Origin of the sequence: Burkholderia sp. 22088 (assembly GCF_052045915.1) — a bacterium.
In the GTDB taxonomy this organism is placed as follows: Bacteria; Pseudomonadota; Gammaproteobacteria; order Burkholderiales; family Burkholderiaceae; genus Burkholderia; species Burkholderia cepacia.
Genome location: NZ_JBQEPY010000024.1, coordinates 71839 through 97155, shown reverse-complemented (window position 1 = coordinate 97155; position 25317 = coordinate 71839). Strand labels below are relative to the sequence as shown.

At 66.4% G+C, this 25317-nt stretch carries 19 protein-coding genes; 8 read left to right on the top strand and 11 right to left on the bottom strand.

Translation table 11 applies throughout. The features are described from left to right. Window positions 1-300: 300 nt before the first annotated feature. The 3 genes from ACTJLD_RS35985 to ACTJLD_RS35975 all read left to right on the top strand — a co-directional run bounded on the left by ACTJLD_RS35985 (window position 301) and on the right by ACTJLD_RS35975 (window position 3115). Window positions 301-774: a universal stress protein gene (locus tag ACTJLD_RS35985; RefSeq protein WP_060317380.1), complete on the top strand. Its 474-nt coding sequence runs from the start codon at window positions 301-303 to the stop codon at window positions 772-774. A gap of 15 nt (window positions 775-789) precedes the next feature. Then, window positions 790-981: a DUF2964 family protein gene (locus ACTJLD_RS35980; protein WP_021157890.1), complete on the top strand. Its 192-nt coding sequence runs from the start codon at window positions 790-792 to the stop codon at window positions 979-981. A 397-nt stretch (window positions 982-1378) separates the two neighbouring features. Next, window positions 1379-3115, top strand: coding sequence for a site-specific integrase (locus ACTJLD_RS35975; protein WP_334052382.1), 1737 nt, complete (start codon window positions 1379-1381; stop codon window positions 3113-3115). Window positions 3116-3151: 36 nt separating this feature from the next. Here the strand turns inward: ACTJLD_RS35975 and ACTJLD_RS35970 are convergent, their stop codons facing one another. Further along, window positions 3152-3868 carry a DJ-1/PfpI family protein gene (locus tag ACTJLD_RS35970; RefSeq protein WP_124818811.1) on the bottom strand — a complete coding sequence of 239 codons (717 nt, stop codon included), beginning with the start codon at window positions 3866-3868 and terminating at the stop codon, window positions 3152-3154. An 83-nt stretch (window positions 3869-3951) separates the two neighbouring features. Here ACTJLD_RS35970 and ACTJLD_RS35965 point away from each other — a divergent pair, with 83 nt between their 5' ends. The 3 genes from ACTJLD_RS35965 to ACTJLD_RS35955 all read left to right on the top strand — a co-directional run bounded on the left by ACTJLD_RS35965 (window position 3952) and on the right by ACTJLD_RS35955 (window position 6444). Next, complete coding sequence (locus ACTJLD_RS35965; RefSeq protein ID WP_124818813.1) at window positions 3952-4884, top strand: GlxA family transcriptional regulator; 933 nt, start codon at window positions 3952-3954, stop codon at window positions 4882-4884. 238 nt (window positions 4885-5122) lie between these two features. Next, window positions 5123-5446, top strand: a complete 324-nt coding sequence (locus ACTJLD_RS35960) for a TfoX/Sxy family protein (RefSeq protein ID WP_021157895.1) — start codon at window positions 5123-5125, stop codon at window positions 5444-5446. A gap of 89 nt (window positions 5447-5535) precedes the next feature. Further along, complete coding sequence (locus ACTJLD_RS35955; protein ID WP_440661119.1) at window positions 5536-6444, top strand: hypothetical protein; 909 nt, start codon at window positions 5536-5538, stop codon at window positions 6442-6444. 30 nt (window positions 6445-6474) lie between these two features. On the opposite strand, the gene ACTJLD_RS35950 is transcribed toward ACTJLD_RS35955, so the two are convergent. Then, window positions 6475-7626 carry a branched-chain amino acid ABC transporter substrate-binding protein gene (locus tag ACTJLD_RS35950; protein WP_440661118.1) on the bottom strand — a complete coding sequence of 384 codons (1152 nt, stop codon included), beginning with the start codon at window positions 7624-7626 and terminating at the stop codon, window positions 6475-6477. 40 nt (window positions 7627-7666) lie between these two features. Next, window positions 7667-8896, bottom strand: coding sequence for an NAD(P)/FAD-dependent oxidoreductase (locus tag ACTJLD_RS35945; protein WP_440661117.1), 1230 nt, complete (start codon window positions 8894-8896; stop codon window positions 7667-7669). A gap of 231 nt (window positions 8897-9127) precedes the next feature. Between ACTJLD_RS35945 and ACTJLD_RS35940 the strand changes: the two genes are divergently transcribed. Next, entirely contained in the window at window positions 9128-10540 is a 1413-nt protein-coding gene (locus ACTJLD_RS35940; protein ID WP_440661115.1) for a PLP-dependent aminotransferase family protein, read from the top strand. 10 nt (window positions 10541-10550) lie between these two features. Here ACTJLD_RS35940 and ACTJLD_RS35935 read toward each other — a convergent pair whose 3' ends face one another. Then, complete coding sequence (locus tag ACTJLD_RS35935; RefSeq protein WP_440661114.1) at window positions 10551-12728, bottom strand: DUF4132 domain-containing protein; 2178 nt, start codon at window positions 12726-12728, stop codon at window positions 10551-10553. Window positions 12729-13281: 553 nt separating this feature from the next. On the opposite strand from ACTJLD_RS35935, the gene ACTJLD_RS35930 reads away from it, so the two are divergent. After that, complete coding sequence (locus tag ACTJLD_RS35930) at window positions 13282-14706, top strand: aminotransferase-like domain-containing protein (RefSeq protein ID WP_027792441.1); 1425 nt, start codon at window positions 13282-13284, stop codon at window positions 14704-14706. 289 nt (window positions 14707-14995) lie between these two features. Here ACTJLD_RS35930 and ACTJLD_RS35925 read toward each other — a convergent pair whose 3' ends face one another. The 7 genes from ACTJLD_RS35925 to ACTJLD_RS35895 form a co-directional block, all read right to left on the bottom strand. After that, window positions 14996-15964: a quinone oxidoreductase family protein gene (locus tag ACTJLD_RS35925; protein WP_060193689.1), complete on the bottom strand. Its 969-nt coding sequence runs from the start codon at window positions 15962-15964 to the stop codon at window positions 14996-14998. Window positions 15965-16013: 49 nt separating this feature from the next. Beyond that, window positions 16014-16580, bottom strand: a complete 567-nt coding sequence (locus ACTJLD_RS35920; RefSeq protein ID WP_027792443.1) for a TetR/AcrR family transcriptional regulator — start codon at window positions 16578-16580, stop codon at window positions 16014-16016. A 535-nt stretch (window positions 16581-17115) separates the two neighbouring features. Then, on the bottom strand, window positions 17116-18621 hold the full coding sequence (locus tag ACTJLD_RS35915) for a c-type cytochrome (protein WP_440661113.1): 1506 nt from the start codon (window positions 18619-18621) through the stop codon (window positions 17116-17118). Between the two features lie 4 nt (window positions 18622-18625). Then, window positions 18626-20278, bottom strand: a complete 1653-nt coding sequence (locus ACTJLD_RS35910; protein WP_060085601.1) for a GMC family oxidoreductase — start codon at window positions 20276-20278, stop codon at window positions 18626-18628. A gap of 5 nt (window positions 20279-20283) precedes the next feature. Next, a complete protein-coding gene (locus ACTJLD_RS35905; RefSeq protein WP_440661112.1) occupies window positions 20284-21045 on the bottom strand; it encodes a sugar dehydrogenase complex small subunit in 762 nt (253 codons plus the stop codon). A 309-nt stretch (window positions 21046-21354) separates the two neighbouring features. Next, on the bottom strand, window positions 21355-21867 hold the full coding sequence (locus ACTJLD_RS35900; RefSeq protein WP_333997548.1) for a GlcG/HbpS family heme-binding protein: 513 nt from the start codon (window positions 21865-21867) through the stop codon (window positions 21355-21357). Window positions 21868-22192: 325 nt separating this feature from the next. Further along, window positions 22193-24997 (bottom strand): TonB-dependent receptor domain-containing protein, encoded by a 2805-nt coding sequence (locus ACTJLD_RS35895; protein WP_440661110.1) that lies wholly within the window; start codon window positions 24995-24997, stop codon window positions 22193-22195. Window positions 24998-25317 lie beyond the last annotated feature (320 nt).

Sequence of the window (25317 nt, the reverse complement as noted above, 5' to 3'; positions counted from 1 at the left end):
ATAGCGCCTTCGGCATGGTGACCGCCCGATTCCGGTGCGCACGGGGGGCGCGGCCGCCGCGGGCCCGGCGGATTCCGTCGCGCGCCGGCGGGTTCGACAAGCACACGTATCGCGCGCCGCATACGCGAGGACGCACAAGGGTGCGGGCTCCGGTGCGCGTGCCGCGCCCTGCGTCGGCCGGTCGCAGCCGGCATGGTCGCTCGCTTGATCGCCGTCAACATTCGAACCCGCCGTCCGCCGATGATGGTGACAGGGCCGCGCGCACCCAGCCGCGCGGCAATTTACCCCAGCGAGGTTTGCATGTACAAGAAGATCATGGTGGCCGTCGACGGCAGCGCTTCGTCGAAACTGGCGCTTGCCGAGGCCGTAAAGGTCGCGCTGGCAGGCGACGCGCAAGTCAGTGCCGTGTATGTGGTCGACAAGTCGGTGCTGTTCACTTACGCGGGCCGTTTCGATCCGCACGCGCTCGTCGAGGAAATGCGCGACGACGGGCGCAAGGTACTGCGCGAAGCCGAACAGGTCATCGCGCTCGCCGGTGCGAAAGGCGAGGCCGAACTCGTCGAGACGGAGAGCATCGGCGAGGACATCTCGGAACGCCTGCAGCGCTACGTGAAGGAACGCGGGATCGATCTCGCGGTGGTCGGCACGCACGGGCGGCGCGGCATCCGGCGCGTGCTGCTCGGCAGCGTCGCCGAGCGCTTCGTGCGCGGCTCGAAGTGCCCGGTGCTGCTGATTCGCGGCGACGATGCCGACGTAGCGGCTGCGGCCGCGTAACCCGGAGGGGGCGCAATGATACGCCGCCAATCCCGGATCGTCGTCGCGGCGATCGCCGTGTTCGTCTCGCTCGTGGGGATGATGGCCGTCGTGACGGGGCTATTGTTCGACAACGCGATGGCGCTGCGCGGCGGCGCGGTCGCGCTGGTCGTCGGCGTGGCCGGTTTCGTCGTGATGCTCAATCCGGGCGCGAAAGGCGAGGAGTGACGCGTTACGCGGCGTCGCTCCCTGAATCCTGAATCGACCGGTCGAACCACGCCAGCGCTTCGTCGTCGCGACCGAGGCGATGGAGCGCTCAGCCCTTGCTGTCGAGCGCATACGGGGCATCGGGTGACTGCGCGAGGCGCGCATCGATCAGCGCCATCGCACGATCGATCGTCAGGCCGGCGTTGACGAGGTCTTAACCGATACCGTTCAACAGGTCGACCGAGAAATTGCCTGCGTCGAGCGCGGTGTCGATGCGGCCTTCGTTCCGCTCGGCAATCGCCAGCGCGATCATCTTGGCCGCGATCTGTTCCCGGAGTGCCCGGCCGGGGTGCCGGCCGCCCCCGGAACGCCGCGCGCGACGTATCCGGCTGCGCGCGCTTCTGTCAAACTGGCGCCCATGAAACCGCGCCTCGCCTCACTGCCTTCCTCCGATTCCGCGCCTGCGCCCGCAGGCTATCCCGACGCCGACGAACTGGCCGCGCTGCGCGCATGGTACGCGGGCATGACCGTGCGCCAGGCCGTCGAACGCTACCTGCCCGATCGTCTCGGCGAAGGGCGCTCGGCGCGCGGCGTGATCGGCGGGATTCGCCGCCGCCTCGTGCACGTTGCACGGCAGGTCGGCCGGCCAGATCTCGCGGAGCGTCTCGGTCATCCCGACGGTGAGCGTATTCGGGAGGCGAAGGCGGCTGCCGAAGCGATCGGCCTGCTGCGTCATGCGCGCGCGCCGGTCCCGCAGATCAGCGACGACGTCGGCCTGTGGCTGCCCGCGCGTGCAGTCGCCGCGCTGCGGGCGCACGGGATCGCGACGCTCGCCGATCTCACGGTGCGGATTCCGCGCCGGCGCCAGTGGTGGCGTGCGATCGCGGGCCTCGGCGTGGCCGGTGCGCGGCACATCGAGGCGTTTTTCGCCGCGCATCCGGACCTGACCGAACGGGCGCGCGCGCTGATCGCGGCGACGCCGCGCGGCAGCATCGTGCCGTGGGAGCAGTTGAAGCTGCCGCACGAGGTCGACGGCTCGGCCGGCACGTTCCGCGCGCCGCGTGCGACCAGCACGCTCGATGCGGACAACGATTACGCGGCCGTGCACGCGTGGCTGTCACTGCACGAATCGGCCGCGACGCGGCGTGCGTACCGGAAGGAGGCGGAGCGGTTGATCCTGTGGGCGATCGTCGAGCGCGGCCGCGCGCTGTCGTCGCTGACGACCGAGGACGCGGTCGCGTATCGCGCATTCGTGCGGCGCCCGAGCCCGCACGAACGCTGGGTCGGGCCCGTGCGGCCGCGCGGTGCGCCCGACTGGCGGCCGTTCTCGGGCGCGCTGTCCGCGCGTTCGGCGGCGTACACGCTGTCGGTGCTCGGTGCGTTGTTTCGCTGGCTGATCGAGCAGCGCTACCTGCTGGCGAATCCGTTCGCGGGCGTCAAGGTGCGCGACACGCGCGGCGCGAACGCACTCGACACGTCGCACGCGTTCACCGAAGGCGAATGGCTGCTCGTGCGCACGATCGCCGACGGGCTCGAGTTCCGCACCGGCACGGCGGCCGGTGCGCCGCAGTCGGGCTGGACGCCGGCCGCCGCGCAACGGCTACGCTTCATTCTCGATTTCGGCTATGCGACCGGGCTGCGCGCGAGCGAGCTGGTCGGCGCGACGCTCGGCGGCATCGAGACGGATGCGCACGGCGACACGTGGCTGAAGGTGGTCGGCAAGGGCGGCAAGGCCGCACGCGTCGCGCTGCCGCCGCTCGCGCGCACGGCGCTCGACCGTTACCTGGTCGCACGCCGGCTGCCGGTCACGCCGGTGCGCTGGCGGCCCGATACGCCGCTGATCGCGAGCCTCGCGGAAGACGGCGCGGCCGCGATCACGAGCGTGCGGCTGTGGAAGGTGATGCAGCGTTTCTTCACGCAGACGGCCGATCAGGTCGAGGCCGACAACCCCGCGCTCGCGCAGAAGCTGCGGCAGGCGAGCCCGCACTGGATGCGTCATACGCATGCGACGCATGCGTTGGCGCGCGGCGCGGAGCTGACGACCGTGCGCGACAACCTGCGGCATGCGTCGATCTCGACGACGTCGATCTACCTGCACGGCGACGACGTGAAGCGGGCGCGGCAGATGTCGAGCGCGTTTGCGGCAGACAAGTAACGGCGTCGCGTCGATCCGGCACGGGCCGCGCGCGCGTCATGCCGGTTGTCGGCTCGCGTCGGGCAGCGCAAGGTGCTGCGCCGCACGCGCCACGACCGCATGACGATCGGGCCGCACGCGCTCGAACAGCGCGGACACCGACGCGAGAATGTCCGGCGCGGCCTGCTCGGGACGTCCGCAGTCGAACGGCGGCTCGGGCGCATATTCGATGCCGAGCTGCACCGCTTGCGCGTAGGCCGGGCCGGCCAGGTCGGCCATCACCGAGAGCGCCATGTCGATGCCGGCGGTGACGCCGCCGCCCGTGACGACCGGGCCGTCGCGCACCACGCGGCCTTCGTCGACGATCGCGCCGAACGGCGGCAGCAGGTCGCGCCACGCCCAGTGGCAGGCGGCCCGCCGGCCTTGCAGCAACCCGGCCGCGCCGAGCACCAGCGACCCGCTGCACACGGAGGTAACATAGCGGGCGCCGAGCGCGAGCCGGCGCACCTCGCGGACGAATGCATCGTCCGCGATCGCGTCGATCACGCCGAGCCCGCCCGGCACGCAGACGAGATCGGCGTGCGCGATGTCGGCGAGCCGCTCGACCTCGGCAACGGTCAGGCCGCTGTCCGCGCGAATCGGTCCGCCGCGCACCGAGGCCCGCCGGATCCGCGCGCCCGGCAGACGCCAGAACACTTCGTCCGGCCCGGTGAAATCGAGCTGCGTGACATGATCGAACAATGCGAATACGACGATGAACGGCGTGGTGGCCATCACGATCTCCCGAGGTATGAGCGGCGTGTAGCATCGCGCCGCGCGCTGTCCGTCGCAATGTCATTTCTCCCGCACTTTCTGCCATGACCCATCGCGTCGCCATGCTCGTGTATCCCGGTTTCCAGGTGCTGGATGCCGCCGGGCCCGTTTCCGCGTTCGAGATGGCCGACTACGCGCGCGCGCCGTATTACGCGGTTCGCATCGTCGCGGCGCAGCCGGGGCTGGTGCGCAGTTCGTCGGGCGTGAGCTGGCACGCCGAGCCGTTGCCGGATGCGGCGGACCTCGATACGTTGCTGGTCGCGGGCGGCGACGGCGTCGATGCCGCGATGGCCGACGCAGCGACGTGCGCGTTCGTGCGGCGCTGCGCGGCGCGCGGCATCCGGGTGGCGAGTGTCTGTTCGGGCAGCCTGCTGCTGGCCGCCGCCGGTGTGCTGGACGGCCGGCTGGCGACCACGCACTGGGGCTGCGGCGAGCGGTTTGCCCGGGCGTTTCCGCAGGTGCGGCTCGCGCTCGACCGCATCTATGTGAACGACGGGCCGTTCTGGACGAGCGCCGGCATCACGGCCGGCATCGACCTGACGCTCGCGTTGATCGGCGAGGATCGCGGCGAGCGGCTGGCGCGCGCCGTCGCGAAACGTCTGGTCGTGTACTACCGGCGCCCCGGCGGACAGTCGCAGTTCTCGGCGCTGATCGAACTCGACAGCGCGCAAGGGCGCTTCAAGCCGTTGCTCGACCACATCCGCCGCAATCTCGGCGCACGCTTGCGCGTGAGCGACCTGGCCGAGCAGGCGTGCATGAGCCCGCGTCAGTTCGCGCGTGCGTTCCAGACGGAAACCGGCCTCACGCCGGCCAAGGCCGTCGAGAAACTGCGCGTGGAAGCCGCTCGTGCGGCGCTCGAAAGCGGGGCGGCGTCGCTGCAGCGCGTGGCGAACGAGTGCGGTTTCGGCGATACCGAAAACATGCGGCGCAGCTTTCATCGCTGGCTGGGCGTCGCGCCGTCGGTATTGCGTTCGTAGGCGGGCGTTGTCGCATTGTTACGTCGTCGATCGCGATAGTCTCGCTCGGCCGAGCGCCGTCATGTGACTGTCACGACACGACACGCAGCGTGTTGCGGGCCGCGAATGCCTGCACGTGCCCGAATGCGTCCGAATGCGCGTTCCGCCGACGAATGGATGACGCACCGCAGCGCATCCGCCGATCAGGCGGAACGGTCGGGCACACGCAGCGGTCATACACCTTTTGCAAGGAGCAGGGATGGCATCGAGCCAGGGGACAGTCGATTTCATCGTCGAGCAGATGGCGGCGGCCGGCACGGTATCGGCGCGCAAGATGTTCGGCGAGTACGGTATCTATTGCGACGGCAAGATGGCGGCGCTCGTCTGCGACGATCGGCTGTTCGTCAAGCCGACGCCCGAAGGCCGCGCGTTTCTCGGCACGTGCGAGGAAGGTTCGCCGTACCCGGGCGCGAAGCCGCACCTCGTCATCTCGGGCGAGCGCTGGGACGATCGCGAATGGCTGTCGGCGCTGATCCGGATCACCGCCGCGCAGTTGCCGGTGCCGGTGAAGCGGCGTCGATAACGGCCTTTTCGCGTGCAATGTTGCGCTGCGGCCAGGCGTATTCTGTGACACATGCGCGCGACCATCGCGCGCCAGGCGGGAGCACAAGAATGAAGACATCCGGACATCCGCGCGGCACGTGGCTCGCCCGCCGCGCCTGGTACGCGCTCGTCGCGGCCCTGTGTACGGGCTGGAGCGCGCTGTCGTTCGGCGCGGACGATGCGGCGGCGCTGCTCGACCGTTACCGCAGCCTCGGCGCGCAACTGAAGGACAACGCGTTTCACCGGCCGCTGGTGCTCGAATCGACGGAAGCGTCGTCGTCGCTGAAGGGCGACATCTACGCGGTGGTCGACTATCCGTTCGCGGTCGTGAGCGGGCAGCTCGACGATCCCGCGCAGGGCCCCGCGAACTGGTGCGCGGTGCTGATCCTGCACCTGAACACGAAATACTGTCATGCATCGGGCGGTGGCAACGGCCCGGTGCTCGACGTGAACCTCGGCCGCAAGATCCAGCAGAAGCTGTCCGACACCTATCGCGTGCAGTTCCGCTATCACGTGGCGGCCGCATCGCCCGACTATTTCCAGGTCGACCTGACCGCCGACAGCGGCCCGATGGGCACGAAGGATTACCGGATCGCGCTGGAGGCCGTGCCGGTCGGCGCGTCGCGCACGTTCCTGCATCTCACGTATTCGTATGGTTTCGGCACGGTCGGCCGCATGGCGATGAAGACCTACCTCGCGACCGTCGGCAGCGACAAGGTCGGCTTCACGAACGTCGGCGGATCGGCCGCGCAGCCGCAGTACGTCGGCGGCGTGCGCGGGCTGCTGGAGCGCAACACGATGCGCTACTACCTCGCGATCGATGCGTATCTCGCGACGCTCGACAAGCCGCTCGACCAGCGCCTCGCGCGCTGGTTCGACGCGACCGAGCAGTATCCGCAGCAACTGCACGAGGTCGAGCGTGGCGCGTATCTGCAGATGAAAGCGCAGGAGGTGCAGCGGCAGCAGGCGGCGCGATGACGGTGTGGTTCCCGGTCGCACCGCCGCGCGTCAGTTCGACGCGCCGCCGACCGTGCGGATGCTGTGCCACTGCCCCTGTTCGACGCGGAACAGCGTGTACGGCGGCTTGATCAGGTCGCCGCGCTCGTCGAACGAGATCTTTCCGGTCACGCCGGTGACCGATACGCCGGGCAGGCTCGCGACGATCTTGCCGCGATCGAGCGAATCGGCCTTGCGTACCGCCGCGATAATCGCGAGCGCCGCGTCGTACGAGAACGGCGCATAGAGCTCGACATCCTGGTTGAAGCGTGCCTTGTACCGCTGCGCGAACGCGACGGCGGACGGCAGCTTGTCGAGCGCCGGCCCCGGTTCGAGATCCTGCGTGCCTTCGCCCGAGGTGCCGGCGATCTTCAGGAATGCATTACTTTTCAATGCGCCGGCGCCGAACAGCTGCGCGCGGATGCCGAGCGAGCGCATCTGCTTGACGAGCATCGCGCCCTGTTCGTCGAGGCCGCCGAAGAACAGCAGGTCGACGTTGTTGCTCTTCATCGTCGTCAGGATCGCGCGGAAATCGACGGCCTTGTCGTTCGTGTATTCGCGCGACACGATGCTGCCGTGCGCATCCTTCACGCCCTTCTCGAACGCGTCGGCGAGACCCTGGCCGAACGCGGTGCGATCGTCGATGATGCCGATCCGTTTCGCCTTCAGATGCTCGACCGCGAAACGGCCGGCCACCACGCCGCCGACGCCGTCGTGCCCCATCGTGCGGAACACGTTCTTGAAACCTTGCATCGTCAGCTGCGGATTGGTCGAGCCGGGCGTGATCATCGCGACGTTCGCCTGCTTGTAGACGGCCGACGCGGGAATGCTGCAGCCCGAGTTGTAGTGGCCGATCACGCCGACCACGCCGTCGTCGACGAGCTTCTGCGCGACCTGGATCGCGATGCGCGGATCGGCCTGGTCGTCCTGCACGTCGAGCACGAAGCGCACGGGCTTGCCGCCCACGGTCGGATGTTTCGCGTTCTCTTCGTCGAGCGCGAGTTGCGCGCCGTATTGCAGATCCTTGCCGACGCGCGCGACGGGCCCCGTCAGCGGGCCGGCGAAGCCGATCTTGACGGTCTCCGGGTCCGCGGCCTGCGCGGATGCGCCGACCGTGCCGATCGAGCAGACGGCCAGCCAAGCCAGCCAGTTACGACGATTCATGATGGATGCCTCCTTGCAGTGGTGAAAGTCGCGGCGCGCGTCAGAATCGCGCGGCCCGGTACGGTGCGAGGTCCAGCGGCGGTGCGCGCTGGGCGACGAGGTCGGCGACGATTTGCCCGGTGATGCCGGCGAGCGTCACGCCGAGATGCTGATGGCCGAATGCGTGGATCACGCGCGCGCTGCGCCGCGCGCGGCCGATCACGGGCACGCCGTCCGGCAGCGTCGGCCGGAAGCCGAGCCAGCTGCGCGTCGGTGCGCCGAGCGACGGCACGGCTTCGCGCGCGGAACGCGTGAGCAGCGCGACGAGCGACGGATTCATCGGCGCGTCGAAGCCGCCGAGTTCGACGGTGCCGGCCGCGCGCAGCCCTTCGTCGAGCGGCGTCATGTAGAAGCCGCGCTCGGCCCAGCCGACCGGCCGCGAGACGATCGGCTCGTGCGCGCCGAACTGCACGTGATAGCCGCGCTCGGTATCGAGCGGCACCGTATCGCCGCACGCGGCCGCGAGTGCGCGCGAGCGGGCGCCGGCGGCAATGACGACGTGATCGAACGTGCGCATGGCGCCGCCCGCATGCACGTTCACGCTGTCGCCGGCGGGCTCGATCCGTTCGACACGCGCGCGTTCGAGCGCGGCGCCGCCGGTGGCGAGGTGCGCGAACAGGGCGCCGAGGAATCCGCATGGATCGGAGAAGTGCCAGCTTCCGACGAACAGCACGCCGCGCGTGAAGATCGGCGCGAGTGCGGGCTCGAGCCGGCGGATCGCGCTCGCGTCGAGCGTCTCGAACGGCACGCCGAGCCGGCGCCGCAGCGCGAGCGACGGCTGCGCGGCGTCGAACGACGCCTGCCGCGCATACAGGTACAGGCATTCGCGCGGCCGCACGAACGCGGCGAGCCGCGACGGTGCAAGCAGCGGCGCATAACCGTCGGCGGCGCGCGACAGCAGCGCGGCCAGCGCGGCGGCGCTGCGTGCGTGGCGCGCGGGCGTCGATGCGAGCAGGAACCGCGCGAGCCACGGCGCACCATGCAGCAGGTACGGCCAGCGGATGCGCAGCGGGCTGTCGGCGGCGAACAGGAAATGCGGCATGTCGCGGAACACCGACGGGCCGTTCACCGGCACGCAGCCGTACGGCGCGAACGTCGCGGCATTGCCGAACGACGCGCCCTGGCCGATGCCGGCCGGGTCGAACAGCGTCACGCGATGCCCGTCGCGCTGCAGCCATGCCGCCGCGCCGAGCCCGATGAAGCCTGCACCCACGATGGCGACATTCGCCATGACGCGTTCCCTCCGGTCCACATGATTCACACAAAGTTGCGATCAAGAATCACACAGTAATTTTTTGTGTGCAATCAAAATGAGATTGTGTGGCGCTAGTGTTTACCCGATTCCAACTGGCTGATTCGACAGACTTTTCAACTGACGTTTGACGGGAGGGGGATGTCGGATACAATCGCTGGGCAGGTCAAAATGGCAGACAAACGCTTTTTGTGTGGTCACGGGCGATAAATGGCATCAGACAAACTTTCCGGCGAGCGCGACGGCGGCGCGCCGGCGCAGGCGAAGCGGCCGACCTACGTCGAGGTATCGAGCTCGATCGAGGAGGAAATCCGCAGCGGCATGTATCCGCCGGGCAGCCGCCTGCCGCCGCAGCGCCAGCTCGCGACCGAGCTCGGCATCAACGTGTCGACCGTGTCCCGGGCGTACAAGGAATTGCAGCTGCGCGGCCTCGTGATCGGCAGCAAACGGCGCGGCTCGCTCGTCACCGGCGGTGCGATGCCGAGCATTGAGCCGGCCCGCGCGTCGCTCGCGGCGGGCAACGGCGTGATCGACCTGACGGTGAACCGCCCGGCCACCGGCGAGTTTCTCGCGAGCCTCGCGCAGACGTTCGGCACGCTGCCGAACGACCCGCGTTTCGCCGCCCTCCAGGAATACCAGCCGCCGCAGGGCCCCGACTGGGCGCGTGCCGCCGGCGCGCAGTGGCTCGCCGCGCCGGGCTTCGCGCCGTCGCGCGACCAGGTGGTCGTCACGAGCGGCGCGCAGCACGGGCTGTACGCGGTGCTGAACAGCCTGATCGGCACCGACGGCGTGATCGTGGCCGACCGCCTCACGTATTACGGGCTCAAGGCGCTCGCGCCGGTGTTCCAGTTCGAGATCGTCAGCGCGCCCGCCGACGACGACGGCCTGCTGCCCGACGAGATCGAGCGGATCTGCCAGCGCATGCCGGTCAAGGCGATCTTCGTCGTGCCGAACCTGCAGAACCCGACCGTCACGACGATGAGCCTCGCGCGCCGGATGGCGCTCGTCGACATCGCGCGCCGCCATCACGTGACGATCATCGAGGACGACGTGTACGGCCCGCTCGTGCGCGACCGGCTGCCGGCGATCGCGGGGCTGTGCCCCGAGCTGACGTTTCATATCGGCGCGACGTCGAAGATCCTCGCGCCGGGGCTGCGCCTCGGTTACCTGAGCTGCCCGCGCGACAGCGTCGCACTGTGCGCGGAGGCGGTGCGCACGACCGCATGGATGCCGGCCCCCGCGTCGATGCTGATCGCGACCGTGTGGATCGAGGACGGCACCGCCGAGCGGATCATGGGCGCGCAACTCGCGGAGATCCGCGCGCGCGTCGATCTCGCGCGGGAGCTGCTGCCGGCCGGGCAGCTGAAATCCGACCCGGCGTGCATGTTCGTGTGGCTGCGCCTGCCGCCGCCGTGGCGCGCCGACGACTTCGCCGCGAACGCGAAGGCGCGCGGCGTGATCGTGATGCCGTCGTCGACGTTCGCGGTCGATCGCGCGGAGATTGAGCACGGCGTGCGCATCAACCTCGCGTGCCCGGCCTCGCGCGACGAACTCGTCAACGGGCTGCGGATTCTCGCCGGCACGCTGAAGGACCGGCCGCGCGCGCTGTTCGGTTCGATCTGACGGCGTCCGCTCAATCGAGCAACCCCGCGACGACGTCGACGATCCGCTGCAGCAGCGCTTCGTCGTAAGGCAGCCACGGCACCGCGTGCAGCGGCGACGGCGGCGGCTCGATCGCGGCATCGACGGGTTCGCCGTCGCGCATCACACGCCCGGTCGCGCAATGCACCGACCACGCGCCGACGCGCACATGCCGTTCATCGATCGTCATCTTCCCTTGCGCCACCGGCCCGGCGAACACGAGCGACAGCACGTGCCGGCGATGCCGTGCCATCGTGCCCAGCGGCACGTCCGACAACCGGTTCAGGCGCTGCCAGCGTTGTGCTTCGAGCTCGCGTTGGCGCACCGGATCGACCGTGAGCGCGGCCGTCGCCGCGCGTGTTGTGTCGTCGTCGAGCGCGAACGCGGCAACGCTGACGAGCAGATCGACCGCGCGCGCCACTTCCGAGAACACCACACGATCGATTTCGCCGATCGGCAGCGGTATCCAGTGCCGGTCGTGCCGGCGTTCGAAGTGCAGCCGGCGCGACGTGCCGTGGCTTTCCGAGCCCGGATAGAGCCTTGCATCGACGAAGAAGGTCGCGCGCACGTCGCCGAATTCGCGGACGAGCCCGTCGTCGTACGCGCGGATCGACCAACCTTCGCGACGCGCGACGCCGATCAACTGCCGGCTCGACAGCACGTGGCCTTCGAACATCGCGGAATCGCTGGCGGACGCGTCGCCGTTGGCCGGTACGTAGTATTCGCGGAAGGCCTGCCTGACCGGCTGCCGCAGCGTGCGGCCGACGATCGCGCGTTGCCACGCGAGCCGCTCGTCCGCATCGGCCAGCAGCGGATGCCATAACCGGATGTCGCTGTCGCCGGCGATGTCGATCGCGTGCCCGGCCGCGTCGCGCAGCACGACCTTGCCCTTTGCGATCTCGGGCATGAACGACTGCGTCGACCCATCGCGGCCTCGCGCGTGCCAGATCGTGCGTGCCGCGAACGCGGCGCCGGCCGGCGCATCGACGAGGCGCTCGCGCCATTCGGCGTGGCCGAGCGTCATCGACTGCCAGAAGCCGGCTTCCATGCAGGTCGCGAGCATCGCGAGCTGCTTCTTGTCGGGCTTTGCGTCGAGCGTCATGCGCAGCGCGGTGTGCGGCCGCTCGCCGAGCGCGCGTTCGGCCGGCTTCAGGTTGCGTGCCAGCTTCTTCTGCACGCCGGCGTGACGCACGGCGGCGAGTGCGTCGCGCAACGCGCGCACGCCCTCGGGGGTCGGGATCGTCTCGACCGCGTGGCCGAGCGCGATCGCGAGCGACTGGGACGGCGCGGTCTTCGCGGCCGTCGGCGCGACGCACACGCCGGTCAGCAGCGGCCCGATCAGCGGGCGCAGCCACGCTTCGTCGCGATAGGCGGCCACGCGGGCGGCGCGGGCGACGACCTGCGCGTCGTCGGTCGTGAATGCACGATCGGCCTCGTACGGGACGGCGCCCGCATGGAGCGCCGCCACGTGTTGCGCGGCTTCCGTCAGCGCATCGCGCGCGAACGCGACATACGCGGCGTCTTCCGCGAGCGTGACGGCCGGATCGCTCAAGTCGAGCCACAACCGCCTCGGCGCGAAATAACCGTTGTTCGTCGCGGCCAGCGCGAGCAGCCCGGCCAGCCCGAGTTCGGGCAGCACGTCGAGTTCGCGCACGCGAAACGGCGAATCCGCCAGCGCCTGCGCATACGCGTCGCGTCGCGCCGAGAAGTCGCGGCGGCCGGCGAACCGGTCGAGCGTATACACGCCATACGTGCTGGACTCGGTGCGCACGTCGCCTTCCTCCGGCTCGCCCGCGATGCGCGCGAGTTCGGCCTGCAGCGCGGGCGACGGCGGCGCGTCGAGGCAGGGCAATTCCTCCAGTGCACGTTTCCAGCCGCCGGCCGGGATGTCGCGGAACAGTTCGAGCGCGGCATCGGCGTCGACGAGCGGCACGAGTCCGAGCGCATCGATCTGCCGGTGCAGCCAGCGCGCGAAATCGGCGCGCGGATCCTCGAATGCCTGGTCGTGCAGCATGATCTCGTACTCGACACGGCGCAGGGCCGGCCAGACCGCGCCGAGTGCGTGCGCGTCGAGCGTCGACAGGTCGATCGGCGCGCCGGTGAAGTGCGGATGGTCGGTGCGGCCGGTCAGCCGCGCGACGAGCTCGTCGACGAGGGCGCGATCAGTCATCCGCGGGCCTCGGTGCCGGCCGCGTCGTTCCTGCGCCAATTCTGTACGTTCCGGGCGGTGCGGATCACGCCGCCGAGGTCGGATGCCTGTTCGATCGTGTACTGCATGGTCTGACTCCGGGAATGAAAACCGAGCGGACGCACAGTATTGCACCCCAATTGATGCGGTCGGGCGGAAGGCCATGCGGCGGGCGTTCCGGGCCGATCCGGCCACGCTGTGTGCCGCTTCCGGCGGCCCGGCCATTTCATAAGACGTACAGTTCTCCCGCGATGCGCGATTCGCGCCGAACTGTACTCTTGTTCGCGTGGACGATGTGTGTACTCGTCGCCAACTGTTCTGCTCTTAAGATTCCATCATCAAGGGCACAGTGCCGCAGATCCAGTCGTACCGGAACCCTGTTGGCGCATCTTCAAGAGCGAGCCAGTGCGATGGAAAAGGCAAAACCGGAGGGAAAGATCAGGAACCACGATGGCCCGGTCGACGGGCGGAACACGTGCGTATCGGATGCGCGCAGCGGGGCGGGGCGGCTGCGCAGGCCGGCGGGAGGCACGCGATGAAACTCTATGAAAAGCTCGCGGACGACATCGAGCGCCTGATCCGCCAGGGCGTGTACCGGCACGGTGACCGGATTCCGTCGGTGCGGCAGGCAAGCCAGCAGCACCGGATCAGCATCACGACCGTGCTGCACGCGTATCTGCTGCTGGAAAGCCGCGGGCTGCTCGAAAGCCGCCCGCAGTCCGGCTATTTCGTGAACCTGCGGCGCGACGACGGCCATGCGCCGGTGCGCGAGCTGCGGCCGTCGAAGCCGATCGCGATCTCGTCGTCGGTCGACGTGAGCCGGCTCGTGCTGTCGACGCTGCGCTCGATCGGCACCGACGACGCAGTGCCGCTCGGCTCGCCGTACCCGGACCCGAGCCTGTTCCCGTTCGAGAAGCTGAACCGCTATGCGTACGCGGCCGGCCGCGACAAGTCGTTGTGGGGCGTGACGGACGGATTGCCGCCCGGGCATCCGCGGCTGATCCGTCAGATTGCACGCCGCTACCTGGAAAACGGGATGTCGGTGGACCCGAACGAGATCATCGTGACGGTCGGTGCGACGGAGGCGATCAACCTGTGCCTGCAGGCGGTGGCGAAGCCGGGCGACACGATCGCGGTGGAATCGCCGACGTTCTACGCGATGCTGCACGCGATCGAGCGGATGGGGATGAAGGCGATCGAGGTGGCCACGCATCCGGAATACGGGATCGACATCGCCGCGCTGGCCGCGATCGCGAAGTCGCAGCCGATCGCCGCGTGCATGGTGATGCCGAACTTCCAGAACCCGCTCGGCTTCCAGATGCCCGACGAACGCAAGCGCGAACTGGTCGAGTTCGCGACGAAGGCCGGAATGCCGCTGATCGAGAACGGTGTGTATAACGAACTGTATTTCGGCGATGCACATCCGAGTTCGTTGAAGTCGTATGACCGCAACGGGATCGTGCTGCATTGCTCGTCGTTCTCGAAGAGCCTGACGGCCGCGTACCGGATCGGCTGGGCATTACCGGGCCGTTATCGCGATCAGGTCGAGAAGCTGAAATTCCTGAACACGCTTGCGACGCCGTCGTTGCCGCAGCTTGCAATCGCGGAGTTTCTCGAACGCGACGGTTACGAGCATCACCTGCGGCGCTTGCGCAAGGCGTATGCGCAGCAGGCGAACCTGATGCGGGCGATGGTGTCGCGGTTTTTCCCGGAAGGCACGCGCATCTCGAGCCCGGCGGGGGGGTATGTGCTGTGGGTCGAGTTGCCCGCGCAGGTCGATGCGATGCGGCTGTACCAGCTCGCGCTGGAGCAGGGCATCACGATCGGGCCCGGCTACATGTTCTCGATCACGGACAACTACCGGAACTTCATCCGGCTGAACTACAGCAGCCCTTGGTCGCCGGAGATCGAGCAGGCGGTGATTGCGGTGGGGAAGCTCGCCTCGGCTTGCATGAAGTGACGGGGGCGTGTTGTTGCTTGAAGGGCATGACGAAGCCGGCTTGGGGCCGGCTTTGTTTTTGGTTCGGCGGGGGGAGTGCGATGAGCTTTGCCACGTTGGCGTTGGCAGGACAACGCCACATTGTTGAAGCTGTCATGCAGGCGTTGCCGCACGGATTCGGGGTAATACCGGTGAAGCCTCGAGTGTCAGACACCGTTGCGAGTGAACGAGTTGCACGTTTTGCATAACGAAACAGCAAACTCAGACCCCGGTCAGTATGCTCGCTGCTCGGTGTCTCCTGCCGGTCAAATCATGGAATAAGCAGCAACTTGCCAGAAGTCTTACGGCTCCACATATCGGCTTGAGCTTTTGCCGCATCTGCCAACGCGTATACGCCGCCATTGTGTACCTTGAGAACCCCTTCACGCACCCAACTGAACAGCTGCGCTGCATGCGAGCGCAGCAACTCCGGGGTCCGAATATGGTTCGCGAAAGAGGCATAACCGATCTTGATGCTCCTGGGTAGCCGGAACAGCTCTATCGTCGCATCTGCTCCTAGAACCGGTCCGTACCAGCAAAAGGTACCTGAATAACGCAACACATCAAGCGACGCCTGGAATGTCGTCGGTCCCGAGCCGTCGTACACCACATGCACGCCGTCTCCTCCCGTCATGTCCATCACGGCATCAACGAAATTGCCCTCGCGATCCACAATTACATGATCCACACCGGCGGCTTTAGCTAACGCAGCCTTAGATTCCGACGAAACACGGCCAATGACTGTACCGCCACGCAACTTGATGATTTGAGCCAACAACGAACCTACGCCCCCGGCGGCGGCATGCACCAGTGCGATATCGCCCTGCTGGATCGGATAGAAGTCGGTGGCGAAATGACTGGCAGTGAAGCCATTCATCATGAGCGACGCCGCGACACGGTCGTCAATGTCGTCTGGCACCTGCGCTAGCGCAGCCGCCGGCAGCACGACCTTTTCCGCATAGCTGCCTGGCGCATATGCCCAAGCCACACGCTGACCGACCTCAAGATCGGACACGCCCTCACCCAGTGCCAGCACACGTCCCGCACCCTCCACGCCAATTATTTTAGGATTGGGCATGTTGGTCCAGGCCATTCCTTGGCGAACTCCAATATCCATGAAATTCACGCCAGCCACAGCGATGCCGACCAGCACTTCATCCGGACCAGGAACCGGATCATTTCGCTCGACATACTCAAGCATGTCTACATCGCCAACGCCGTTCATCACCACTGCTCTCATCACACCCTCCAATACTGGAATGATTGTTCCATTAAAAGGCAAAAAATTTTCACATCAAGACTCGCATCGCCAACCGGCCTAGGGATGCCAATTCCGGATCGCTGGCACCTCCGCGTGCCGACAACCGAATAGCAGCAATATTTGCAACCAGAAAGCTTGCAGCCTGTTCGGCGTCAACTTCCCGTGAAACGTCACCTTGTGCCTGGGCCTCCTGCACCCTTTTTGTCAGCGCCTTGAGCAAGAATTTACCGATCCCTTCGCGCAATTTCGTCAGTTCCGGCTCCGAGTCTCCGAACTCGCTGATTGAACCCACACCCAAACAGGGCCGACGGGCCTCATGCACGACGCGATTCATCATCGCGCGCAAACCGTCGATGGCCTTGTGACCTTGATTCAGCGCGTCAAGGTGCGCCTGACGTTCGGTGTCACCGTATCGCTTTACTGCTGCGCAATAGAGCCCCCACTTGTCGCCAAATGTGTCGTACAAGCTTTGTCGACCGATCCGCATTGCTTCGACCAGCATGCCGGCCGAGGTGCCTGCATAGCCATGCGAGCGAAAGACGTCGATTGCGGCGTCTAGGACCTGGTCAATATCGAACTCTTTGTTTCTAGCCATGAGGCCATTCTATCGATACTGGAACAAACAGTCAAAATAAGGTGATGTTCCGGGCTGGCCATAGATTCAACTACGCAGGTTCGCGAATGTCGGCAATGGGAGGTGCATCTGCTCCACAGTCCCACATCACCGAATGCTGGCGTTGGCCGACGTCCCTCCATCCCGCATCCGGCAGGTTCCGAAGTAAACTGACCATCGGAATGGCGTCTTTCTGTGTTGCGTGAATGGCAACTATTCGCCGAACTGAGTCAGCCGATCTGGCGCCGTCTGTTTGATCTAGTCCATCCTTGTACAAATTCTTCGATCTCGTGCAGGCTCAGTGCGAACCGGACAGACCGCCGAACCGCCAGACTCATAACCGATGAAGGGGACCGGTGCAGATACTGCCTGCATGTATCGGATGGCGGCGAGAACGCGAGCGCCGTACTTCGCGCGAGCGCCTCGCCTGCATCCATGTCCGTTGACTGAACGACCAACGTCTCTTCCGAAAGTCAGAAGACCGCCAGTCCGGCAACGGCATGGCTGACATCCTCAATCATCCGACCTCACCGGACGTCATCGCCGAGCGTACCGTACGACGTGCCCGCCGTCGGCGGAGCACGAATGCGAAGACACCGAGCAGCACGACAACCACCGGCGCCGCGAGCATCAGCGGCCGGGCTCGCACGAGCAGCGGAACCGGGCCGCCGCTGCGCGCGACGGCCACGTCGTCGGGCGTCACGGTCACGTTCGCGTTGCCATACTGCGCGAGCACGTAGTTCGCGATCGCGGCGACCTGATCGTCCTTCAACGGCTGAACGTAGGAATCCTCACCGAACGACGGCATCAGCACGTGCTGGCCGCCCGCGTCGCGATCGACACCGTACAGGATCGCCGCAATCAGGTTCGACGGATTGCGCGAGCCCGTGGCGGTATTGTTCGACAGCGACGGATAGGCCTGACTCGGGCTGCCCTTGCCGTTGGCCTGGTGACAGCTCGCGCAGTAACCGCTGAACAGCGCTTCACCCGTCGTCAGCGTACCGTTCGCATTCAACGCGGTCGTGCCGCGCAACGTCGCTTCGCTGCTGACCGCGCGGCCGTGCGCGAATGCCGGTTCGGACTCGTGCTCGTCGCGGATCGGCTTCGTGCTGCGCAGATACGTGACGATCGATTTCAGGTCCGCGTCCGACAGATACTGCAGGCTGTTCTGCACGGCCTCCGCCATCGGTCCGGCCGCCTGGTTCTTGCCGGGTGCGCGGCCGGTCTTCAGGTACGACACCAGCTCGTCGTCGGTCCATGCGCCGATGCCGCTTACCGGATCCGACGTGATGTTCGGCGCATACCACGCGCCGAGCTGTGCACCGCCCAGGTTGCGGCTGAAGTCTTCGGCCATCAGCGCATTGCGCGGCGTATGGCACGCACTGCAGTGCGCGAGCACATTGGTCAGATACGCGCCGCGATTCCACTGTGCGTCGTGCGCCGGATCGGCTTCGAAACGCTTGTCCGACAGGAACAGCATGTTCCAGCCCGTCATCGCGACGCGCATGCCGAACGGGAACGGCAGGTTCGTCGCGGGTGCGGGCTCGTCGACCGGCTTCACGGCGTGCATGAAGTAGCTGTAGAGCGCGTGCACGTCGTTGTCGCTGAGGCCGCTGTACGACGTATACGGCATGGCCGGATACAGGCGCGCGCCGTCCGCGCGCACGCCTCCGCGCAGCGCGCGTGCGAACTGCACCTCGGTGTAGTTGCCGATGCCGGCCGTTTTCGACGGCGTGATGTTGCTCGAATAGATCTGCCCCATCGGCGACGCGATACCGTATCCGCCCGCGAACGGCTTGCCGCCGTCGAGCGCCGTATGGCACGCCATGCAGTCCGCCGCGATCGCGAGTTGATGGCCTTTTTCGATCAGCGCGGCGTCGGCCGACGTCGACGCCGCGCCGGTCGCTGTTTCCTGCGCGAACGCGGGCGTGCTGCCGACGCTGCCGAGCAGCGCGAGCGCGATGGCCGCGCGGTAGCCGGCGCCGCGCAGCGTGCGAAGTTGTCGTTGGATCGTGTGTGTCATCGAATCAACCCTTCGCGAGGCTCGCGGAAATCGAATCCGCAGCCTTCAGGCCGAGGGCCGCCATCGACAGCGTCGTATTGACGACGGACGCCGACGGCATCGCGCCGCCGCCCGGCAACCACAGGTTCGCGTGATCGTGCGTGCGGCAGTCGCCGTCGACGACCGAGTTCTTCGGATCGGAGCCCATGATGGTGCCGCCCATGATGTGATTGTTCGCGTTCAGCGTCTTCGTGATGTTGAACTCGACCGCGTCGAACAGGCTGCCGATATGCGTGAGCTGCTTGCATGCCGCGTCGTAGCCACGCCGCACATAGTCGCCGACGTCGTAGTGGATGTCGGGGCACGCGAGGCCGAGCGGATCGAAGCGTGTCTTGCTGAGCGTCAGGCGGTTGTTCGGATCCGGCAGCGGTTCGAGGCTGATCGACAGGTCGACGCCGTAGATCGCGCGGCGCCGGATTTCCTCGTCGAGCGCCTTGCCGACCAGGCCGAGCTTCAGCGCTTGCTGCGTGGCCGGCCCGACGCGCGAGATGTTGTTCAGGATCATCTTGTTCGCCGAATACTGCCCGCGGAAATCGCCGTCGCGCGGGCCGACGATACAACTGCTCTGCGCGGGGCCACGGCCGAGCCACATCGGCTCGTTCGCGAGGAACGTGCAGTGGAAGCCCGAGTGATCCATCATGTTGCGCCCGACCTGGTCCGAGCCGTTCGCGATGCCGTGCGGATTGCGTTCGTTCGCGGCCAGCAGCAGCAGGCGCGGCGTCTCGATGCCGTTGCACGCGAGCACGAACATCTTGCCGCTGGCCTTGTGCGACTTGTGCGACGCGTCGTACCAGTGCACGGCCGTCACGCGATTGTTCGCATCGGTGTCGATCTTGTAGACGACCGATTCGGCGAGCACTTTCGCACCCTTGCGCTCCGCGCGCTCGATGTGGTGGATACCGCTGTACATCGCGCCGATCGGGCAGATCGGCTGGCAATTGTTGTTGCCGCAGCAGACCGGACGGCCGTGCCAAGGCCGCGTGCTGCGCGCCTGCGGAATGGGGATCGACCGGTAGCCATGCGCATTGACGATTTCGGCGAAGCGCCGGTCGCCATGGCCCCACGGCACCATGTCCATCGGATACGGGCGGCTGCGCTGCGCCGGCGACTGCATCGCCGGATCGCTCGGCCCGGCGACGCCCATTTCCTCTTCCGCGCGGCAATAGTACGGCTCGAGGTCGTCATAGGAGATCGGCCAGTCGCGGCCGACACCGTAAGTCGACTTCATCCGGAAATCGACCGGCAGGTGTCGCCAGCTCGACGCGGCCCAGTGCCACGTCGTGCCGCCGACGGTGCGCAGATAGCCCTGCTGGAAACTCTGGCCATCCCGCCCGCTCAGTCCGACGTAGTTGTTCTTCGGAAAATACAGCGGGGCGGGCGCATTCGGCGCCTGCGGGTAGAGGCCCTGGAAGTCGGAGCCCACGCGATTGTCGAAGGGCATGTTGCGCCAGTTCTCGACCGCCTGACCACGCTCGATGCGCAGGCCGGATTCGATGACCAGCACCGAATGCCCCTGGCTGACCAACTGGTCGGCGATCAGGCCGCCAACCACGCCGGACCCCACGATCACGACATCGGCCGATACGTCGCCGTTCGATTCAAATACAGGAGTTCTCATGAGGTTCAGGCGTGCGTTTGCGGGTGCTGGGTAGTTGCTGACGCAACCGTTTTACGGGGCGGCGCGACATCGGCCGGTGGCGGTTCGGCGGTCCACCATAGCGGGCCGTTCGAACAATAGGTCGGTGCGCTCATGCCGTCGTGGACGGTGTCGTACATCAGCGCATCGGCATAGGCGACCATCACGGCCTTCTGGCCGTGGCCGACGGTGCCCGTGTACCACGCGGCGACGATCGCGAGCGCCGTGTCGTGCAGGCCTGCGCCGTCGGCATCGGCCAGCAGTTGCGCGGGTGTCTGGCCGGCGCGGACGCGTTGCGCCAGCGCGGCTGCACGCGTGGCAAAGCCGGGGTCCGTGCGACGGAATGCGTCGACGAGGCGAGCAGCCGTCGTCGGGTCGAGATTCGCGTGGCCGGTGAGCGCTTTCGACAGCGCGAGAAAGGTCCGGGTGTCGAGCGACGGCTGCTGCGCGAATGCATGTCCGGGTGCGGCGGTGAGCAATCCGACTTGCGTCAGCGCCGCCGCCATCATTTTCAGCACCGCTCTACGGGTCATGCCGGCGCGCGCATAAATGCGCGATTCATTTTTGTGTGGGGCCATGTCGTTTTCGTCTTTTTCGCGAGTCGTTGCTCGCATGTTTTCTTTCTTCCGAATATTCCGCGTCGGGAGCCGCACCGGGCCGAAACGACCCGAATACGTCCCCCGCGGCGCTGCGTTACCTGTCCGAGCGCATCGGCAAACGACCATTGCCGGCTGGACGAGGTATTGCACGCGCCGCATACGGAGATTTTTATCTGTTCACGCGAGACAGCGTTCGGGCACGAGATTATGGAACCGGTTCCATTCGCGCGTCCAGTGTCTCGTTCAAATTTCATCTCAACGGCGGAGTGTATCGATATCGGTCGAATCGCGTATTTTCAACACGGTATCGGCCTGCTGCGACCGATTTAGAACAAAATCGAAAGCTTGAAGTAATTAAAACGTCGGGATTCGACTGCTGTATTGCCGAAGTGAGCAGTGCGACGGCAGCGCGAGCGTCGTCGACGATACGGTTTTGCGACAGGCTCGATGGAGTGCGACTTACTTGATTGCCGCGGCACCGGCTGCCGCGATGACACTATCCTGCACACCTGCGCCACCGCTGGCCCCGATCGCGCCGATCAGGTGCCCGTCGATCACGATCGGGATGCCGCCTTCGCCCGCGAGAATCCCCGGGATGCTGAGATTGGCGGTCGCGCCGTTGTTGATGGCGTTTTGCAGATCCCGGGTCTGTCTGCGGAATCGAGCCGACGCGCGCGCCTTGGCCTCCGCGATTTCAACCGATGCGAGTTGCGTCCCGTCCATTTTGTCGCACGAAACCAGGTTCCCGCCGCTGTCGACCACGGCAACCGCGTATTTCCAGTTTCGGCGTCGCGCCTCCGTTTCGGCGGCGGCCATGGCGGTACGCGCCTGCGTCAGCGTGATGGGCGGGCCGTAAGGGATGTCGTATGGCAGTTGTTCGGGGACGGGCGCGGACGCGGTGGTTTGTGCTGATGCATGGGCCGCGAATATTGCGCTGGCTGCGATGAGAATCGGGAATTTATTCGAAAACATGGAGTGCCGATACGGATGCCCCTGATTATTTCAGGTGCCGGTGAATGAGAAAGAACACGATGCGATTCCGCGATGATGCATTTCCCGGCTCGATTGCCGGGGCATGTCGCGATCGCGGGGAAAATATATTGCATCCTGGGTTAGCGTGCAGTGAAGCGGGGTGGTGCGTGTCGCCACGAGGGTTCCGGCGGCCAGCAGACGAACCTGCGCGGACAGGTCCGCCCCGAGATCGATCATCTCCGGCAGGGGCATTGCGCGCACATGCGGGTAGCAGAACGCTGGCCGGTCCGGCCAGCGATACCGCGGCGGGCATGTGTCGTCCGGATCAACTGAAGTGATGGCTGAACTCGAGCCACAGCGTGCGGCCGTACGGCATGTAGTAGCCCACGGTGTAGTACGGCCAGCCGGAGGAATCGTCGTGCTTGATCGTATTGAACACGTTGTTCATCACGAAGGTCAGTGACGTATCCCGCGAGAACTGGTGCGAGATGCTCAGGTTCGCGAGTGTGGTCGGCGTCAGATACGCGGTCTGGGCGGCGTTCGGTACCTTGCCGTAGCGCTCGAGCTGCACCGTCGACGTCCACTTCGGGATCGACCAGGTCAGGCTCAGCATGAGCTTGTCCGGCCATTCGGGGTTGCCGGTCGGGTTGGCGAGCGAATGCAGGAGATCCTGTACCGGGCCGTTCGTGTACTGCTGGTATTTGTGGCTCAGGACCTTGGTGAAGTTGGCGCTCAGCAGGAAGGTGCCGGCGCGGCCGAGGCGAAAACGCCATTTGCCGCCGAGGTCGAAGCCCGTCGTCTTTTCCATCGCGGCGTTGATCGGGTTCACGAGGATCGTGTTGATCGCGCCGGGGTCGAGCACGGCCGTCAGCGGGTTGCGGATCACGCGGCTCAGCGCGTCCACGCAGTTGGGCGAGCTGGCGCTCAGTTGCCCCGCTCGGCACGCGGCCTCGGTTCTCAGCAGGTTGTCCGGATCGATGGTCGTCACCAGATTGTCGATGCGAATGTTGTAGTAGTCGGCCGACAGGTCGATGTCCGGCGTGGGCGCGAGCACGAAGCCGGCGCCCCATGATTTCCCGTTTTCCGGCTTCAGGTTCGCATTGCCCTTCTGAATGAAGTTCGAGCCCGGCGACACGTTCGCGTATTCGCATGAGGCGAGCGATTTCCCCGACTGGTTGCAGCGGAAGTAGTCGGTGGTCGATTCGAAATAGCCCTTCGACTGGCTCATGAAGATGTAATTCATGTCCGGCGCGCGAAAGCTCGTGCCGTAATTGCCGCGCAGCAACAGCTCGCGCAGCGGCCGGTATTCGAGCCCCAGGTCGTAGGTCAGCTTGTTGTTGCGGGTGCCCGCGAACGAGTAGTCGTCATAGCGCGTTGCGACGTTCGCGGTCAGCTGGCTCAGGATCGGGACGCGCAGCTCGACCGCGGCTGCGTAGCGCTTGCGGTTGCCGCTCGCACCGGTCGCGCCGGCGGCGTTGTAGTAGACGCCCTGGTTCAGGGCAGGGTCGATCGAATTGCTGAAGCCTTGCGTGCCGTATTCGATCACGCCGGCCGCGCGCACGGGGCCGGCCGGCAGCGAGAACAGGTTGCCGTTGGCGGCAAGGCTGAAGGTCTGCGTCCACGTGTTGTTCCTGCTGGTCGATTCACCGTACATCGACGCGAACTGGTTCGGTGTGAGCGGGGTCGCGAAGCGTGCGGCGTTGGGCGCGTAGATCGGCGCACCGTCGGCGGCGGTACCGAGCTGCGGGCCGAGGTAATAGCCGTCGACGTTCGACAGCAGGCGCGGCACGGTCGCGCGGCTCTGATAGCCGGACGCGCTGTACGTGAACTCGTAGTTCCAGCTGCTGTCGGGCACTTTGCCGCGCAGGCCGGTGATCAGGTTGCCCGCGACGTCGTTCCAGTGCTTGTTCCATACCGACGCACCGCCGATCTCCTGGGGCGAGATGCGCTTGGTCCACGCCTCGTTCGCGCCGGTTTCCTGGTTGAAGAAATAGCCGGTCGTCGCCGCGGCCGACGTCCAGCTCGGGCCGCGCGTGTTGTTCTCGGTCTGGTTCCAGGCGGTCGATACGGAGCCGAACAGCGTGACGAGATCGCTCAGCCGGTATTCGACGCCGCCGTACAGGTTCTCGCTGACATTGTTCGTTTGTGTTGTCCAGTACGACGGCTGCGCGCCGCCGCTGCCGCAGTACGCGCCATTGCGGGTGCCGACGGTCGAGGTGCCGCCGAATGCGCCGATGCCGGCGAGCGGGCCGCACGCGCCGGCGGCGCCGACGTAGCGGCCCGTGTCGAGGTTCTGGCGCGCCCAGGTCTTGGTCGGCGGTTCGCCTTCGAGCGTCGACGACGCCATGAAGTCGCGCTGCCCCGACCAGATCGGGTTGGTCTTGCTGATCTCGAGACCGAACACCGTGCTCAGCGCGCCGAATTCCTTGCCGCCCGACACCTGCAGCCGCCCGTTGCCGCCGCCGCCGTCCCAGGTGCGGCCGCCCTTGACGTTGATCTCGATGCCGTCGATGTGCTTCTTCATGATGATGTTGACGACGCCAGCAATCGCGTCCGAGCCGTACACGGCGGAGGCCGCGCCGTTCAGGATTTCGATGCGGTCGATCATCGCCGACGGAATGTTGGCCAGGTTCACGAAGTTGACGTTGCCGTCGTACGCGATCGGGTAGTCCGCCACGCGCCGGCCGTCGACGAGCACGAGCGTGTGGTTCGGGCCGAGGCCGCGCAGGCTGAGTGCATTCGCGGCCGGCGTGAACGTGTTGCCGTAGTCGGCGCCTTGCGTGAAGCCGGTATTCTGGGTTTGCGACTGGAGCGCGTCGAAGACGTTTCGGTACCCTTTCGATTCGAGCTCCTGACCGGTAATGACGGTGACGGGCGTCGCCCCTTCCTTCTCGGAGCGCGGAATGCGCGATCCCGTCACGACAAACGCCTTCAGCGATGCGGTGGCCGGTTTTTGCGTGGCAGCCTCGCCACGGGCCGGCGCGGAGGGGCTGGCCGCATTCGGCGGCGCGGCGGCGGCGGCTCCCGACGCGGCTTCCTGTGCCGCGACGGGCATCCAGGGTGTCGCGAGGCCGGACAGGCAGAGCGCGATTGCGCCCACGCTCTTGATATGGAGCGACGTGTTTTGCATCTTCAAGTTGTGTTGACGAGCAAGTTCAATGGTTAGCAGTTGCCGGGTATCCATGCCGTTTGCGATGGCATGTCGACTCGCAACCCCCTGTCGTTCGCGCAATTCCTGTATTCGGATCGAGCACCCGGAATAACGGATGTAATCCGAAATGTGACGGGTGGCTCAATTTTTCCATCGGGTGCCGAATTCGAGATTAATGGTCGGCGCACGTGGCGAGAGACTTTATCGATCGATTTTTGGTCGGGCAAATGATCGATGCTTGTATTGATATGGATAGGGTGGGGTAAATTGAAATCACGCTGGAATTGGATTTGTTTTTT